The sequence below is a fragment of the Nocardia sp. NPDC127579 genome, assembly GCF_042672005.1.
In the GTDB taxonomy this organism is placed as follows: Bacteria; Actinomycetota; Actinomycetes; order Mycobacteriales; family Mycobacteriaceae; genus Nocardia.
Window position 1 is genome coordinate 39,875 of the sequence record NZ_JBHXVZ010000013.1, and the last position, 16,019, is coordinate 55,893.

General features: G+C 67.9%; 17 protein-coding genes and 1 riboswitch. Of the genes, 11 read left to right on the plus strand and 6 right to left on the minus strand.

Annotated elements, in window-relative coordinates:
• Positions 1-2 precede the first annotated feature (2 nt).
• Both ACFVMC_RS31390 and ACFVMC_RS31395 read right to left on the minus strand, forming a co-directional pair.
• The gene (locus ACFVMC_RS31390) at positions 3-1,424 is read right to left on the minus strand and encodes a short-chain fatty acyl-CoA regulator family protein (RefSeq protein WP_379216328.1); all 1,422 of its coding nucleotides are present in this window, start codon (positions 1,422-1,424) and stop codon (positions 3-5) included.
• Between the two features lie 223 nt (positions 1,425-1,647).
• A complete protein-coding gene (locus ACFVMC_RS31395; protein ID WP_379216330.1) occupies positions 1,648-1,830 on the minus strand; it encodes a DUF1737 domain-containing protein in 183 nt (60 codons plus the stop codon).
• Positions 1,831-1,938: 108 nt separating this feature from the next.
• On the opposite strand from ACFVMC_RS31395, the gene ACFVMC_RS31400 reads away from it, so the two are divergent.
• Positions 1,939-2,313: a nuclear transport factor 2 family protein gene (locus ACFVMC_RS31400; RefSeq protein ID WP_379216332.1), complete on the plus strand. Its 375-nt coding sequence runs from the start codon at positions 1,939-1,941 to the stop codon at positions 2,311-2,313.
• Positions 2,314-2,582: 269 nt separating this feature from the next.
• On the opposite strand, the gene ACFVMC_RS31405 is transcribed toward ACFVMC_RS31400, so the two are convergent.
• The 3 genes from ACFVMC_RS31405 to metE form a co-directional block, all read right to left on the minus strand.
• Entirely contained in the window at positions 2,583-3,110 is a 528-nt protein-coding gene (locus ACFVMC_RS31405; protein ID WP_379216333.1) for a hypothetical protein, read from the minus strand.
• On the minus strand, positions 3,107-3,676 hold the full coding sequence (locus ACFVMC_RS31410) for a TetR/AcrR family transcriptional regulator (RefSeq protein ID WP_379216335.1): 570 nt from the start codon (positions 3,674-3,676) through the stop codon (positions 3,107-3,109). Before ACFVMC_RS31410 ends, ACFVMC_RS31405 begins: the two co-directional genes overlap by 4 nt.
• A gap of 84 nt (positions 3,677-3,760) precedes the next feature.
• Complete coding sequence (gene metE / locus ACFVMC_RS31415; protein WP_379216337.1) at positions 3,761-6,025, minus strand: 5-methyltetrahydropteroyltriglutamate--homocysteine S-methyltransferase; 2,265 nt, start codon at positions 6,023-6,025, stop codon at positions 3,761-3,763.
• A gap of 155 nt (positions 6,026-6,180) precedes the next feature.
• Positions 6,181-6,391: riboswitch (cobalamin riboswitch) on the minus strand.
• A gap of 212 nt (positions 6,392-6,603) precedes the next feature.
• On the opposite strand from metE, the gene ACFVMC_RS31420 reads away from it, so the two are divergent.
• The 3 genes from ACFVMC_RS31420 (at position 6,604) to coaD (ending at position 11,196) form a co-directional block, all read left to right on the plus strand.
• Positions 6,604-10,002, plus strand: coding sequence for a pyruvate carboxylase (locus tag ACFVMC_RS31420; protein WP_379216338.1), 3,399 nt, complete (start codon positions 6,604-6,606; stop codon positions 10,000-10,002).
• On the plus strand, positions 9,999-10,568 hold the full coding sequence (gene rsmD / locus ACFVMC_RS31425) for a 16S rRNA (guanine(966)-N(2))-methyltransferase RsmD (RefSeq protein WP_379216340.1): 570 nt from the start codon (positions 9,999-10,001) through the stop codon (positions 10,566-10,568). Before ACFVMC_RS31420 ends, rsmD begins: the two co-directional genes overlap by 4 nt.
• Before the next feature lie 142 nt (positions 10,569-10,710).
• Entirely contained in the window at positions 10,711-11,196 is a 486-nt protein-coding gene (coaD, locus tag ACFVMC_RS31430; protein ID WP_379216342.1) for a pantetheine-phosphate adenylyltransferase, read from the plus strand.
• A 48-nt stretch (positions 11,197-11,244) separates the two neighbouring features.
• Here coaD and ACFVMC_RS31435 read toward each other — a convergent pair whose 3' ends face one another.
• Positions 11,245-11,757 (minus strand): GtrA family protein, encoded by a 513-nt coding sequence (locus ACFVMC_RS31435; protein WP_379216344.1) that lies wholly within the window; start codon positions 11,755-11,757, stop codon positions 11,245-11,247.
• A 176-nt stretch (positions 11,758-11,933) separates the two neighbouring features.
• Here ACFVMC_RS31435 and ACFVMC_RS31440 point away from each other — a divergent pair, with 176 nt between their 5' ends.
• The 7 genes from ACFVMC_RS31440 (at position 11,934) to ACFVMC_RS31470 (ending at position 15,993) form a co-directional block, all read left to right on the plus strand.
• Positions 11,934-12,680, plus strand: coding sequence for a DivIVA domain-containing protein (locus ACFVMC_RS31440; RefSeq protein WP_379216346.1), 747 nt, complete (start codon positions 11,934-11,936; stop codon positions 12,678-12,680).
• An 84-nt stretch (positions 12,681-12,764) separates the two neighbouring features.
• Entirely contained in the window at positions 12,765-13,388 is a 624-nt protein-coding gene (locus ACFVMC_RS31445) for a YceD family protein (protein WP_379216348.1), read from the plus strand.
• 37 nt (positions 13,389-13,425) lie between these two features.
• A complete protein-coding gene (gene rpmF / locus ACFVMC_RS31450; protein ID WP_379216350.1) occupies positions 13,426-13,608 on the plus strand; it encodes a 50S ribosomal protein L32 in 183 nt (60 codons plus the stop codon).
• Positions 13,609-13,628: 20 nt separating this feature from the next.
• Entirely contained in the window at positions 13,629-14,351 is a 723-nt protein-coding gene (rnc, locus tag ACFVMC_RS31455; protein ID WP_379216352.1) for a ribonuclease III, read from the plus strand.
• Position 14,352: 1 nt separating this feature from the next.
• Entirely contained in the window at positions 14,353-15,213 is an 861-nt protein-coding gene (mutM, locus tag ACFVMC_RS31460) for a bifunctional DNA-formamidopyrimidine glycosylase/DNA-(apurinic or apyrimidinic site) lyase (protein ID WP_379216354.1), read from the plus strand.
• Positions 15,214-15,292: 79 nt separating this feature from the next.
• On the plus strand, positions 15,293-15,538 hold the full coding sequence (locus tag ACFVMC_RS31465) for a hypothetical protein (protein WP_379216355.1): 246 nt from the start codon (positions 15,293-15,295) through the stop codon (positions 15,536-15,538).
• A gap of 14 nt (positions 15,539-15,552) precedes the next feature.
• Positions 15,553-15,993, plus strand: coding sequence for a type II toxin-antitoxin system VapC family toxin (locus ACFVMC_RS31470; RefSeq protein ID WP_379216357.1), 441 nt, complete (start codon positions 15,553-15,555; stop codon positions 15,991-15,993).
• Positions 15,994-16,019: the final 26 nt, after the last annotated feature.

Consider the following 16,019-nt stretch of genomic DNA (forward strand, 5'->3'; position numbering starts at 1 on the left):
ACCTAGCGGCCGACCCGGGGATAGGGCAGGTCGGTGCCGGTGTGCTCGGCGATCGACAGCGGCGCGCCGATCTGCGGGAACGCGCGCTGCGGGCAGGCCGGTCGTTCGCACACCTTGCAGCCCGCGCCGATCGGCACGGCCGCGGCGGGCTCGTCGAGTTGCAGCCCGGTCGAATACACCAGGCGGTCGGCGTACTCGATATCGCAGCCCAGGCCGATCGCGAAATTCTTTGTCGCCGTGCCATATCCGTGCGGGGTGGCGCCGGTGGTGCGGGCGATCCACAGGTAGCGGCGGCCGTCGGGCATGGCGGCGATCTGGGTCAGCACCCGCCCCGGATGCGCGAACGCCTCGTGCACCACCCACAGCGGGCAGCTGCCGCCGACCCGGGAGAAGTGAAAGGCAGTGGCGGACTGTCGTTTCGAGATATTGCCCGCCCGGTCCGTGCGGACCAGGAAGAACGGTACGCCGCGCTGCCCCTGGCGTTGCAGGGTGCTGAGCCGGTGGCAGATGGTTTCGAAGCCGACCTCGAAACGCAGGCTCAGCAGATCGACGTCGTAGCGCAGCTCCTCCGCCGAGCGCAGGAAGCGGCCGTAGGGCAGCACCAGGGCGCCGGCGAAATAGTTGGCCAGCCCGATCCGGGCCAGGGTGCGGGATTCTCCGGTCAGCGACGGTGTTTCGTCCAGTACCGCGTCCAGGTCGTCGCCGAAGAGCAGAAAGCCCAGGGTGGTGGCGATCTGGAAGGCGCGCTGACCGGGGCGCAGGCGGCGCGCCAGGGTGAGCGTGCGGCTGTCGGGGTCGTAGTGGCGTTTCGGGATGGCCGGGTCGGCTCCGTCGCCGCGCACCAGCACCGTCACCCCGGCGCGTTCGTCGGCGATCCGGGCCAATTGGCGGTCCAGTGAGCCGATGGTCAGGCCGGATTCCTCGAAAAGGTGCTCGGCGGCCAGATCCAGGTGCGGGATGTGATTGTGGTGGTCGTAGAAGAAATCCCGGACGTCCTCGTAGGGCATCGGAACGCTCGGCGCGCCGGTAGGGGCCGAGACCCGGGAGGACAGCAGGTCGAGCTGGTCGGTGGCGGCGCGTAACCGCCGGTGCATGGCGACCAGGATGCGCGCGACCTCCGGCTGCCGGGTGGCCAGTTCTTCGACCTCGGTCAGCGGCGCGCTGTCGCCGCCCGCCGCGTCCACCAGGACCTCGTGCAGGTCGGAGACCAGGCGCGCGTCGGAGTCGGCGGCGAAGAACTGCACGTCGAGATCGAAGGTCGAATTCAGTTTCAGCAGCACCGGAATGGTGAGCGGCCGTTGGTCGCGCTCCAGCTGGTTGAGATAGCTGGGCGAGAGATCCAGCGACTTGGCCAGTGCCGCCTGGGTCATTCGCCGTTCCTCGCGCAATCGCCGCAACCGGGCTCCCGCGTACATCTTGCGCACGAGCCGCAATGGTAGTCGTCCGGCTTCGCAAACATCGCAGAATGGACAGTTCTGTTGTGCGAATGGCTAGCGGCGCATTGGGTTTTGCGGAGCGGGGCCGGTGTGTAGCGTGCGAAGGACGGCGGGCGTCGCCGCCGGGGGTCTCGGATACGAGTGAAGGCTCATATCCTACGCGCACCGACCCGGTTCGCGGTTCGGAACATCTGGCTACCCGGTTGCTGGATCACTCCATGAAGCCGCCCAGGACCAGTGCCTGGGCCGCGATGACGTCGGTGCCGTTGAAGGTGACGGCGGGTGCTCCGTGCAGGCGGTAGCCCTCGTCGAGCAGGTCGCTGACGCGTTTGCAGAAGGTGGCATCGTCGACGCCGGTGATCAGCCGGTAGCGCAGCGGTTGGTCGTTGGACATGAGATCAGCCTAAACGGGGGCGCGGTCCGGTGCGTTCGGGTTCCACGGTGTTCAAACAAGCATATGTTTGGTTGAATCGGGTTTCGTTCGACGAAAGCGAGTTGCCCGATGTCCAGCCCAGACGAGATCGTCCGCGCCATGTGCCGGGCCTGGTCCACCCCCGACCCCGCCGAGATCGCCCGCTTCTTCGCCGAAGACGCTGTCTACCACAATATTCCGATGGAACCCATCCTCGGCCGCACCGCCATCGCCGACTTCATCTCGGGCTTCCTCGCCACCTTCACCGCCATCGATTTCGACATCCACCTCCAAGTGGCGAACGGCCCCGTCGTCATGAACGAACGCACCGACACCCTTCGTGGCAAAGACGGCCGCGACACCCCGCTCCCGGTCGTGGGTGTCTTCGAGGTGCGCGACGGTTTGATCACCGCCTGGCGCGACTACTTCGACATGGCCGCCATCACCCGCGCCTTCGCCGTGTGACATCTCGGCGTGCCGCTCTTGCTGAGGAAATAGCGGAACCGAATGAGTCGGAGGTGCGTCGAAGGATTACAAGATAGGGGCGACCGACCCCGGGTGATCTAGGAGCGTGGCATGACGTGTTGTCCGAACGACCCGAAATCCTGGCGCCGAGGCATCAGCGGACGCGGCCGGATGCGGCCCGCGATCAGGGCCGGTGAGGCATGTGAGAGCTTCACCTCGCGCCGCAAGCGACCGGCGCGGCCGAAACCCGAGATCGAGTGAGGGGCAGGTTATCGGTGCTCCTCCGGGAGTAGGTGGGCCAGAAGGAGTTTGACGAGCAGGATCGGGGCGAACCAGGCCGCGATGTGGGGGACGGTCACGAGGGTCGTGGTGAGGGTGAGGCCGAAGGCGGTGGCGCCGAAGGCGACCGGTCGCCGCAGGGATTGCGGGGTGGCGGTGACGACCAGCGCGGCGACCAGCGTCGTGAGATAGATAGTGGCGGCGGCCGTCCAGGTGAAACCGGGGACGGCCCACGCCAGGACGAACGGCTGGATGTGTACCGCGACGAAGCCGAGGTGATGCGCCGCGGTGCGCGTGGGGCGGTGATACCAGCGTTTGGCGGATGCGGTCGCATTGACCACGGCGCCGCCGAACATGTCGAAGGCGACCAGGGCCAGCACGACGACCTGCCACAGGTCCAGCCCGGCGTGTAGTCCGAGGCCGAAAATCGTTGTGGCCCCCAGGGTCGCGGAACCGAAACCGCTGACGATCTCGCCGCGGGTGGCATCCGGCGCGATGAGGCGGTCGGTGATTCTCATCGCCGGATCCCCGCCACGCAGACTTGCAGAATCGGTTCGGCCAGCTCCGAGAGCGAAACGTCCGGATCTGCCAGGGACTGCACGAGGCAGCCTTCGATCGCGCCGACAATGACCGCCGCGTGTGGTGCGCCGATACCCGTGCGCAGCTCACCCGCCGCTGCCGCCTCGACGAGCAGATCTGCGATGGCGCCGCGATGGCGCCGATACATATCGGCCAGATCGAGCGGCGGATTCGATGCCCACACATCCAGGAGCACCCGCGCGTGATCCGGGTGCGCGGCCAGCATCTCGACCGTGGCGCGCACCAGGTGATCCAGGCGGTCCAGGGCTGACCCGGTGCCTGGATCGGCCGAGGCCGGTTCGGATTTCGCGGCGTAACTCTCGAAGACCCCGGCCAGCAACGCATCCCGGCTGGGGAAGTACAGATACACGCTGCCCTTGGCGATTCCGGCCTCGGCCGCAACGTCTTCGATGCGGGAGGCGGCAAAACCCTTGCGTGCGAATACTTTCACCGCGGCCGCCAAGATTTCCTCCTGGCGTGCGGTCCGATCGACTCTTTTCGGCACACCTCCGATTATGAATGACTGGTCAGTCATTAACAACCTCGGAGGCCGATCGACCGGCCGGGGTGCGGCCGGTCGATCGGTGGGCTAGCGAACCGCGTGGGTGGCGGTGACCATGTTGCGGAGGGCGGCTTCTACTTCGACGGGGCCGCGGGTCTTGAGACCGCAGTCGGGGTTGACCCACAGGCGGTCGGCGGGGACGGCTTTCAGGGCGGCGCGCAGGGCGGTGGTGATTTCCTCGACACCGGGGACCCGGGGGGAGTGGATGTCGTACACGCCGGGGCCGACGGCCAGGGCAAAACCGGCGGCGTTGAGATCGTCGAGCACCTCCATGTGCGAGCGGGCGGCTTCGATGGAGGTGACGTCGGCGTCCAGACCGGCGATCGCGTCGATGACCTCACCGAACTCCGAATAGCAGAGATGGGTGTGGATCTGGGTGGTGTCGGCGACACCGGCGGTGGCCAGGCGGAACGCGTGCACCGACCACTCGAGGTAATCCGGCTGGTCGGCGGCGCGCAGGGGCAGTAGCTCGCGCAACGCCGGCTCGTCGACCTGCACGATCCGGATACCCGCGGCCTCCAGATCGACGGTCTCGTCCCGGATCGCCAGCGCCACCTGCGCGGCGGAATCGGCCAGCGGTTGATCGTCCCGCACGAACGACCACGCCAGAATGGTCACCGGTCCGGTCAGCATGCCCTTGACCGGTTTCCCGGTCAGCGACTGCGCGTAGGTGATCCAGTCGACCGTCATCGGCGCGGGCCGCGACACGTCACCGAAGAGGATCGGCGGCCGCACGCAGCGCGTGCCGTAGGACTGCACCCAACCGGCCTCGGTGGCGGCGAAACCCGCCAGCTGCTCGGCGAAATACTGCACCATGTCGTTGCGTTCGGGTTCGCCGTGCACCAGGACGTCCAGGCCGAGGCGCTCCTGTAGTGCGATCACCGCCGCGATCTCGGCGCGCATCCGGCGGTCGTACTCGTCCTGATCGATCTGGCCTTTGCGCAGGGTCGCCCGGGCCAGCCGAATCGCCGAGGTCTGCGGATAGGAGCCGATCGTGGTGGTGGGCAGGGTGGGCAGACGCAGGTGTTCGGCCTGCTGGGCGCGCCGCTCCTCGGCGGGGCCACGGCGGTCCGCGTCCGCGTCCAGTGCGTCGAGCCGGGCCCGGACCTGAGGATCGGCCAGGCGCGGATCACGGCGGCGCGATTCCAGAGCCGTACGTACCGTAGCCAATTCGGCGGCAACGGCCTCGGTTCCCGAATGCAACGCGGTGGCGAGCAGACGCACCTCGGCGACCTTCTCCGCGCCGAAGGCCAGCCAGGACCGCAGTGTCGGCTCCAGCCGGGTCTCCGCGGCCAACGTGTACGGCACGTGCAGCAACGAGCACGAACTCGAAACAGCCACGGCCGCAACGGAATCCTGTACCGCAGTGAGCGTCGTCAGCGCCCGGTCCAGGTCGGTGCGCCACACATTGCGGCCGTCGACCACGCCCGCCACCAGCAGCTTGCCCGCCAGCGCCGCACCGGCTGTCACCGCGCCGGGCGCGACGGCGGTGAAATCGATCGCGACAGCCTCGATCTCGGTGTCCGCCAACGCGGCCAAGGCTGCCGCCGGTTGCCCGAAATAGGTGCCCACCAGGATCGCCGGACGATCGTCCCCCGCTGACAGCGCGCGGTAAGTGTCACGCACCAGCTCGATCTCGGCCTCGGTGAGATCGGTCACCAGCACCGGCTCGTCGATCTGCACCCAGCTCGCCCCGGTGGTGGCCAACTGCCGCAACAACTCCCGATACAGCGGCAGCAGTTCGGCGAGCCGATCCAGCGCGGAACCATCGGTCGCCTTCGCCAGTTTCAGGAAGGTGAGCGGGCCGATCAGCACCGGCCGCGCGGGCACACCGAGCTCCAGTGCCTCGGCCAGCTGCGCCACCAGCATCTCGGGGTGCAGCGAGAACGTGGTTTCCGGGCCGATCTCCGGCACCAGGTAGTGGTAGTTGGTGTCGAACCATTTGGTCATCTCGAGTGGTTCGATCGCCGCGGTGCCGCGCGCCGCCGCGAAATACCGGTCCAGCGGATCCTCGATCGCGGCCACCCGGGGCGGCAGCGCGCCCAGCAGTACGGCGGTGTCGAGCATCTGGTCGTAGTAGGAGAAGGTGCCGACCGGAATCGAATCCAGTCCGGCGGACATCAATTCGGCGTACTGCCGGCGCCGCAGATCCGCGGCGACGCCGTGCAGACCGTCGGCGTCCAGGCGCCCGGCCCAGTAGGACTCGGTGGCGCGCTTGAGTTCTCGGCGCGGGCCCACCCGGGGCAGGCCGAGAACGGTTGCGGTGAACCCATTGTCGATAGAAACAGTCACGATGGCGCTCCAGTGCTGTGTGGGATGTGAGCCGACGCCATACGGGCGGGCGGCACCGGAGCCGACAAATTCGGCGCGCCGCGAAGAAACGGAGCCCGATCTGTCGGAACTGGTGGTCCGCGCGCCCAATCCACGAGGCGGTGGCCGCCGGATACGGCGTATCCGGCACAGTCGGCAGGTCTTCGGACTCGCGGGCACGGGCCTTCTGGCCGACCCCCTCACGGGGGCTCACCTACTGGCCGTCGCTTCCCGGATGATTCCAGTGCTCTTGACGGCGGTCGTTCCTGCATACCGCTGCGGGACAGTCCCGGATTCTCACCGGGTTCCCTCTCGATCCCCAGGGATCTCGACTCCGGATGTGACGTCGGGGCTCCAACTCGTCACACACCGGAGAAACCAGCTGCGTTGTCCAGCATAGGCGCAGCCGCGATGTGCTCCGCGCACCGCCGCGTCCTCGGCGGTGAGATGTGACGCCTGGATTTCCGCAACTTCGCAACGCTGCTAGGGCCGGTTGTGAAGATTCCTGCGAAGCCCGGATCCCTGTCGGTCCAGTGCTGTGCGCCAGGTACCTTGGGTCAATGTTCTCCAAAGTCTTGGTTGCCAATCGCGGCGAGATCGCCATCCGCGCCTTCCGCGCGGCCTACGAACTGGGCATCGGGACGGTCGCCGTCTTTCCCCACGAGGACCGCAATTCGGTCCACCGTCTGAAGGCCGCGGAGTCCTATCAGATCGGCGAGGAGGGCCATCCGGTCCGGGCCTACCTGTCCATCGACGCGATCATCGACGCGGCCAAGTCCGCGGGCGCCGACGCCATCTACCCGGGCTACGGCTTCCTCTCGGAGAACCCGGACCTGGCGGCGGCGTGCGCGCGCGAGGGCATCACGTTCATCGGCCCGTCCGCCGAGGTGCTGGAGCTGGCGGGGAACAAGGCCCGCGCCATCGAGGCGGCCCGGGCCGCGGGGCTGCCGGTACTGAAGTCCAGCGCGCCCTCGGCCGATGTCGCCGAGCTGCTGGCCGCGGCCGAGGAGCTCGAGTACCCGATCTTCGTCAAGGCGGTCGCGGGTGGCGGTGGCCGCGGCATGCGCCGCGTGGCCGCGCCCGAGCAGCTGCGCGAGTCGATCGAGGCGGCCTCGCGCGAGGCCGAGTCGGCCTTCGGCGACCCGACCGTGTTCCTCGAACAGGCCGTGGTGAATCCACGCCACATCGAGGTGCAGATCCTGGCCGACCAGCACGGCAATGTCATGCACCTGTTCGAGCGGGACTGCTCGGTGCAGCGCCGCCATCAGAAGGTCATCGAACTCGCGCCCGCGCCCAACCTGGACCCGGCGCTGCGCGCCCGGATCTGCGCCGACGCCGTCGCCTTCGCCCGCCAGATCGGCTACAGCAACGCGGGCACCGTCGAATTCCTGCTCGACGAGCGCGGCAACCACGTCTTCATCGAGATGAATCCGCGCATCCAGGTCGAACACACGGTGACCGAGGAGATCACCGATGTCGACCTGGTGCAGTCGCAGCTGCGGATCGCCAGCGGGGAGTCGCTGGCCGACCTCGGCCTGAGCCAGGACACGGTGTCCATTCGCGGCGCGGCGCTCCAATGCCGGATCACCACCGAGGACCCGGCGAACGGATTCCGGCCCGACACCGGCCGGATCACCGCATACCGCACCCCCGGCGGCGCGGGCATCCGCCTGGACGGCGGCGCGAACCTGGGCGCGGAGATCGGCGCGTACTTCGACTCGATGCTGGTCAAGCTGACCTGCCGCGGCCGCGACCTGCCGGCGGCGGCGGCCCGAGCGCGGCGCGCGCTGGCCGAGTTCCGCATCCGTGGCGTCACGACCAATATCCCGTTCCTGCTGGCCGTGCTCGACGACCCGGATTTCCGGGCGGGCCGGGTCACCACGTCGTTCATCGATGAGCGCCCGCAGCTGCTGACCCTGCGCGGCTCCGCCGACCGCGGCACCAAGATCCTGAACTATCTGGCCGACATCACGGTCAACAAGCCGCACGGCCCGCGCCCCACCGCCGTGTACCCGCACGACAAGCTGCCCGCCATCGATCTGAGCGTGCCGCCGCCGAGCGGTTCGCGGCAGCGGCTGCTCACTCTGGGCCCCGAGGGTTTCGCGCAGGCGCTGCGGGAGCAGAAGGCGGTCGGCGTCACCGACACCACCTTCCGTGACGCGCACCAGTCGCTGCTGGCGACCCGGGTGCGCACCGGCGGTCTGCTCGGCGTCGCCGCGCACGTCGCCCGGCTGACCCCGGAGCTGCTGTCCATCGAATGCTGGGGCGGCGCGACCTACGACGTGGCGCTGCGCTTCCTGTTCGAGGATCCGTGGGAGCGGCTGGCCGCCCTGCGCGAGGCGATCCCGAATATCAACCTCCAGATGCTGTTGCGTGGCCGTAATACCGTCGGTTACACGCCGTACCCCGAAAAGGTCACGCGCGCTTTCGTTTCCGAGGCCGCCGCGACCGGCATCGACATCTTCCGCATCTTCGACGCGCTCAACAATGTCGACCAGATGCGCCCGGCCATCGACGCGGTCCGCGAAACCGGCACCACGCTGGCCGAAGTCGCGATGAGCTACACCGGCGATCTCACCGACCCGAACGAAACCCTCTACACCCTCGACTACTACCTCAAGCTGGCCGAGCAGATCGTCGATGCGGGCGCGCATGTGCTCGCGATCAAGGACATGGCGGGTCTGCTGCGGGCTCCGGCGGCCGCGAAACTCGTTACGGCGCTGCGCAGTAACTTCGATCTGCCGGTGCACGTGCACACCCACGACACGCCGGGCGGTCAGCTGGCCACCTATCTGGCGGCCTGGCAGGCGGGTGCCGACGCGGTGGACGGCGCCAGCGCCGCCATGGCCGGAACCACCAGTCAGCCGGCGCTTTCCGCGATCGTCGCGGCCGCCGCGCACAGCGAATACGACACCGGGCTGAATCTGCAGAACGTCTGCGATCTGGAGCCGTACTGGGAGGCGCTGCGAAAGGTGTACGCGCCCTTCGAATCCGGGCTGCCCGCCCCGACCGGCCGGGTCTACACCCACGAGATCCCCGGGGGCCAGCTGTCGAATCTGCGGCAGCAGGCGATCGCGCTCGGGCTCGGCGATCGGTTCGAGGAGGTCGAAGCGAAATACGCCGCGGCGGACCGGTTGCTGGGTCGCCTGGTGAAGGTGACGCCGTCCTCCAAGGTGGTCGGTGATCTGGCGCTGTCGCTGGTCGGCACCGGGGTGAGCGTCGAGGAGTTCGCCACCGATCCCGGCCGCTACGACATTCCGGATTCGGTGATCGGCTTCCTGCGTGGGGAACTCGGCACCCCGGCGGGCGGATGGCCGGAGCCGTTCCGGACCAAGGCGCTGGCCGGGCGCGGGCCCGCGAAGCCGGAGACCGAACTGACCCCGGCCGACGAGGCCGGATTGTCCGGCGACTCGCTGCAGCGGCGCGCCACCCTGAACCGGCTGCTGTTCCCCGGTCCCGCAGGCGAATTCGAGGCGCACCGGGAGAAGTACGGCGACACCACCGGGCTGTCGGCCAACCAGTTCTTCTACGGGCTGCGCCACGGCGAGGAGCATCGCGTCCAGCTGGAGAAGGGCGTCACGCTGCTCATCGGCCTGGAAGCCATCTCCGAACCCGACGAGCGCGGTATGCGCACGGTGATGTGCATTCTCAACGGCCAGCTGCGTCCGGTCGCGGTGCGGGACCGTTCCATCGCCAGCGAGGTGCCGGTCGCGGAGAAGGCCGACAAGACCAACCCGGGTCATCTCGCCGCGCCGTTCGCCGGTGTCGTGACCTTGGCGGTGTCCGAAGGTGATTCGGTCGCGACGGGCGACGTCATCGGCACCATCGAGGCGATGAAGATGGAGGCGGCGATCACCGCGCCGCGGGCAGGCACCGTCGCCCGGGTCGCGATCGCGAAGGTACAGCAGGTCGAAGGCGGTGATCTGCTGGTCGAACTGGCGGTCACCGAGTCCGAATGACCCGTATCGTCGCCGGGTCGGCGGGCGGGCGGCGCCTGCGGGTGCCGCCCGCCGGGACCCGCCCCACCTCGGACCGGGTCCGTGAGGCGCTGTTCAGCGCGCTCGACGCCAGGCTCGACCTGGACGGCGCCCGCGTGCTCGACCTCTATGCCGGATCGGGTGCGCTCGGCCTGGAGGCGCTCTCGCGCGGTGCGGGCCACGCGCTGCTGGTCGAATCCGACCGCAAGGCCGCCGCCGTCATCCGCGGCAACATCACCGACCTGGGTCTGCCGGGCGCCGAGCTGCGTCAGGGCGCGGTCGCCTCGATCCTGCGCCAGGGCGGCGCGGGCGAATTCGACCTCGTCTTCTCCGATCCGCCTTACGACGTGGACACCACCGTGGTCGCCGACGACCTGCGCCTGCTCGCCGACCACGGCTGGCTGGCGCCCGGCGCCCTCGTCCTGGTCGAACGATCCATCCGCTCCCCGGAACTCACCTGGCCTCGGGAATACACCCCCGCCAAGGCCCGCAAGTACGGCGAAACCCGCATCGAACTCGCCGAATACGACGGTCCCACTGAACCTTAGGGCGAACTGCCGAGCGCAGCGAGGCAAGCCCCGAAGGTGGACGGCACCGGGGAAGCGAAGCGCCCCCGATGCGCAATCGATCCGGTCAGCGGGCAGTATGCCGAGCGCAGCGAGGCTTACGGCCCGCATTAGGGTCGAGGGCATGGCTGGAGCATTGTGTCCCGGATCCTTCGATCCGGTCACCAACGGGCATCTCGACGTATTCATCAGGGCGGCGGCGCAATTCGACGAGCTGGTGATCACCGTATCGGTGAATCCGAAGAAGCAGGGCATGTTCACGGTGGAAGAGCGGATGGAGATGCTGCGCGAGGCGACGGCGGAGCTGCCGAATGTGCGGGTGGCGTCCTGGCAGGGGCTGACCGTCGACTTCGCGAAGCAGGAGGGGATCGGGGCGATCGTGAAGGGACTGCGCGACGCCACCGATTTCGGATACGAGTGGCCGATGGCGCAGATGAACAAGAAGCTCACCGGCGTCGACACCTTCTTCATCGCGACCAATCCGACCTACAGTTATCTGTCCAGCTCGCTGGTCAAGGAGGTGGCCGCCTACGGCGGTGACGTCTCGGACATGCTGCCCGCGTCGGTGCACAAGCGGCTGCTCGCGCGGCTCGCCGAGAAACGCGCCTGAACGCGAAAAGGCCCCGATTCCTTGGGAATCGGGGCCTTTTCGCGTTCGTCAGAAGACCAGGCCGCGTAGCGCGAGGAACCGCAACCCGCCGACCGCCGCGGTCAGCGCCAGGACCGCACCCGCCTGTGCCGCGCCGCCGAGCCCGGGCGCCCAGATCTCGAGGGCGGCCAAGCCGGCCGTGCTGAGCCCGAGGCCGATGAGGGCGAGGCCGCCGCCCTCCCACTGTGCGGTGAACCAGCCGACTCGTCCGGCGGCGTGGAAGGTGAGTTGGCGGTGCAGTTCGTTGGCGATCACGGTGGAGACGACCGATCCGGCGACATTGGCCACCAGCGGTCCGATTCCGTGCATGGCGAAGAACAGCAGCACATAGGCGACATTGCTGGAGCCGCCGACCAGCGCGAACCGGATCAGCTGTGCGAAGGCGCGGTCCCCGCGCAGGTAGCGCACCAGCCGCTCGAATCGGACGTCGGTCAGAGTGCCGATGCCCGGGTATGCGACAGCCCACGGGGTGTACATGCTCGCGGGGAGAACCGCCTGCCGTGGTGCTTCGAGAACCGTCATGGTCATTCCTTCATCAATGTCATCTAAAAATGTAGCACCAAGCGGAGGGTGGTTCTCCACTTCTTTGTGTGGCGTGCGAGACACTGACGACGACACACCGCTACAAGGTCTCGGCGTGGGCGGTGATCGGAGGCACACTGGCCTAGGTAGACACGGCAGAGAAGCGGGAGTGAGCCATGTATCGCGTATTCGAAGCACTCGACGAGCTGGTGGCCATCGTCGAAGAGGCGCGTGGCATCCCGCCGACTCGTAACTGCATCGTGCCGCGCGGTGACGTGCTCGAACTCCTCGACGACGTGCGCGATGCGCTGCCCGGTGAACTCGACGACGCCCAGGATGTCCTCGACCACCGGGACAAACTCGTCTCCGACGCCAGATCCTCGGCCGAGACCACCGTGACCGCCGCCAACGAGCAGGCCGAGGAAACCATCGGCAGCGCCCGCCTCGAAGCCGACCGCATCCTCGCCGACGCCAAGGCCCACGCCGACCGGATGGTCGCGGAGGCCGGCGCGCACGCCGACCGGCTCGTCGCCAGCGCCCAGTCCGAAGCCGACCGGGTCGTCGCCGACGGCAATGCCGAGTACGAGGCCGTCACCGGACGGGCCCGAGTGGAATCCGAGCGCATGATCGAAGCCGGTCAGGCCTCCTACGATCGCTCGGTCGCCGATGGTCAGGCCGAGCAGTCGCGCCTGGTGCAGCAGACCGAAGTGGTGCGGGCCGCGCACGCCGAATCGGCGCGCCTGATCGACAGCGCCCAGGCCGAGGCCGACCGGATGCGCGACGAATGCGACCACTACGTCGACTCCACGCTGGCCGACTTCGAAGAGACCCTGAACACCACCCTGCGGACCGTCGGCCGTGGCCGCCACCAGCTGCGCTCCGGCACGGGCGCCCCCGACTACCTCTCCGAGTACCGGCGCTGACGCTCGCATTTGGGATCGGATAGCCCGCTCCAGTACTGTGGAGTGGTTGCCCATCCTGTTTTCCGATCGTGAGGTGAGTTCGTGATGCCCGCTGACCGCGGTTCCGTATCGCGTTCGCGTGCGGCCTCGCGCCGCGAGCCCGACGGTGCCTTCGTGCTCGACACTCGCAGCCTGGGGCGCCGCCCCGGCGATATGCGGGAGTTGCGGCGCACCGTCACTCTCGGCGATCGGATGGGGCTGGAGATGATCGCCGTCCCCGCGGGCGCCGAGATGGAGCTCGATCTGATGCTGCAATCGGTGTCCGAAGGTGTGCTGGTCACCGGTTCGGTGACCGCGCCGACCGAGGGGGAGTGCTCACGCTGCCTGGAGCCGTTCACCGGCGACGTGCGGCTGTCACTGACCGAGTTGTTCGCCTACCCGGACAGTGCCACCGAGCAGACCACCGAGGAAGACGATATCCACCGCCTGGTCGACGACACCATCGACCTGGAACCGGTGATCATCGACGCGATCGGACTGGCGCTTCCGCTCCAGCCGCTGTGCACCCCCGACTGCACCGGGCTGTGCTCGGAATGCGGGGTGCGGATGGCGATTGCGGGATCTGATCACTCGCATGAGATACTTGACCCTCGCTGGGCCAAGCTCGCGTCATTTGCCGCCGCAGAGTCTTTCGATGAAGACGCGCCCAAGCAAGACCAAGACCAGTAGTAGTTACGAACCCCGTTAAGAACTAGGAGAGTCAGTCGTGGCCGTTCCCAAGCGCCGGATGTCCCGTTCCAACACCAGGTCGCGGCGCAGCCAGTGGAAGGCTGCCGCGCCGACCCTGATCACCTGCCCGAACCGCGCCTGTGGCCAGCAGACCCTGCCGCACGTGGCCTGCCCGTCCTGCGGCACCTACAAGGGTCGCCAGGTCACCGCAGCCGTCTGACGGTTCGATCTGCACGCGACGTGACCTCAAGCAAGGACGCCACCGGAGCGACCGGTGACCACGCGAGCCTGCTCACCGCCCTCGGAGTCGACGTACGGCCGGATCTGCTGCGCCTCGCGCTGACGCACCGGTCGTACGCCTACGAGAACGGTGGGCTGCCGACCAATGAGCGCCTGGAATTCCTGGGCGACTCCGTACTCGGTCTGAGCATCACCGAGCGCCTGTACCACGAGCACCCGGACAAGTCCGAGGGTGAGTTGGCGAAGCTGCGCGCGAGTGTGGTGAACATGCACGCGCTCGCCGAGGTGGCGCGCGGGCTCGGCAGCGGCGGTCTCGGACCGCACCTGCTGCTCGGCAAGGGTGAGGAACTCACCGGCGGCCGGGACAAGCCCAGCATTCTCGCCGACGGTATGGAGTCCCTGCTGGGTGCCGTGCATCTCGAGCACGGCATCGAGGTGGCGCGCGGCGTCGTGCTTCGGCTGTTCGCCGAACTGCTCGAGCGCGGGCCCCGCATGGGCGCCGGGCTCGATTGGAAGACCAGCCTTCAGGAGCTCACCGCCGAACGTGGCATCGGTGTGCCCAGCTACGAGATCACCTCGACCGGCCCCGACCACGACAAGGAGTTCACTGCGACCACGGTGATCGCCGGGCAGTCCTACGGCCAGGGCATCGGACGTTCCAAGAAGGAAGCCGAGCAGAAGGCGGCGGGCGCCGCCTATCAGGCGCTGACCGCCGAATCCTGACGTGCCCGAACTTCCCGAGGTCGAGGTCGTACGACGCGGTCTGGCCGAGCATGTGGTCGGCCGGGTCATCGACGCGGTGTCGGTCACCCATCCACGGTCGGTACGGCGGCATCTCGAAGGCGCCGCCGATCTCGCCGCCCGGTTACAGGGGCTGCGGGTCGATTCCGCGCAGCGGCGCGGGAAATTCCTGTGGCTCACCTTCGACGATCCCGAGTACGCGCTGGTCGTGCATCTCGGGATGAGCGGTCAGATGCTGGTGCAGCCGGCCGACGCGCCGCAGGAGAAGCACGCGCACATTCGCGCCACCCTGCACGACGGTACCCAGTTGCGGTTCGTCGACCAGCGCACCTTCGGTGGTTGGGCACTCTCCCCACTTGTCGATGTCGACGGCACCCGGCTGCCCGAGGCCGTCGCGCACATCGCCCGTGACCCGCTGGACCCGCTGTTCGACCTCGACCGGGCGGTGGCCGCCATTCGGGCGAAGCGGACCGAGATCAAACGCGTCCTGCTCGACCAGAACGTCATCTCCGGGGTCGGCAACATCTATGCCGACGAAGCGTTGTGGCGGGCAAAGATTCACGGGAACCGGATTGCCTCAGCGTTGACCAAGACCGCCATCCGGGACCTGCTGACTGAAGCGACCGCGGTGATGCGCGATGCGTTGACTGCGGGCGGTACGTCCTTCGACGCGCTGTATGTCAACGTCAACGGCGAATCCGGTTACTTCGAGCGCGCGCTGAATGTCTACGGGCGTGAGGACGAGCCGTGTCGGCGGTGTGGTGCGCCGGTTCAGCGGATGCGGTTCATGAATCGTTCATCCTTCTTCTGTGGCAAGTGTCAACCGAAGCCGCGTGGAGTGTAGGAGCGCGGAGTCCTCGCTTCTTCAGGCTGGCTCGCTGGTTCCCTGGTCGAAGTATTACTTCAAGTACTACAATTGTGGTATGGCCATGCCTTTGCCGAGCGACGACTACACCGACAAGAAGTCCGTGACACTGCGGCGGAGCCTCATTTCAGAGGTCGAAGACCTCGCAGGTCGGCGCGGATTCTCGGCCGCGACGGACGAGGCCCTCGCGCAGTGGGTCGCTCGCACCCGGCTGCGCCGGGCCATCGAAGAGTACGAGCGGACCGCCGGGGTGATCACGCCGGACGAGATGGAGGCGATTGTGCGCCGTGTAGGCGGGTTGTGAGCCGCCGAAGTGCCGTGACCTCCTTCTCCGGGTCGGCGGTCGTCCTCGACGCGCAAGCTATGTCGCTGCTCGGCGAGCCGGATCATCACCCGGACAAAAGACAACTTGTCGGCCTGCTCAAGGCATACGAACAAGCAGGTTTCATGGTCGGTCTGAGCGTGGTCACGCTAGCCGAACAACGCCGGGCCGGCCAAGCAGGTCAACGCTTGCTGTGGTGGAGCTCGAGGTTGATCAGAGTCCCGGTGTCGGAGGAGATCGCCGAGCATGCGCGAGATCTGCTCGATGCCGCAGGGTTGGACGGACATCGCTCGGTCGTGGACGCCCTCGTCGTCGCGACAGCGGCCACCTCCCCGGATCAAGCCCGCGTGGTGTCCAGCGACGCTTCGCACATCCCCGAACTGTGCTCCGCCGCATCAGAGGGGCGTCCCCTCGCAGTTGAGTTCAGACACGTGTGAGCTCCGGACTCGAGCTATTAACCCAG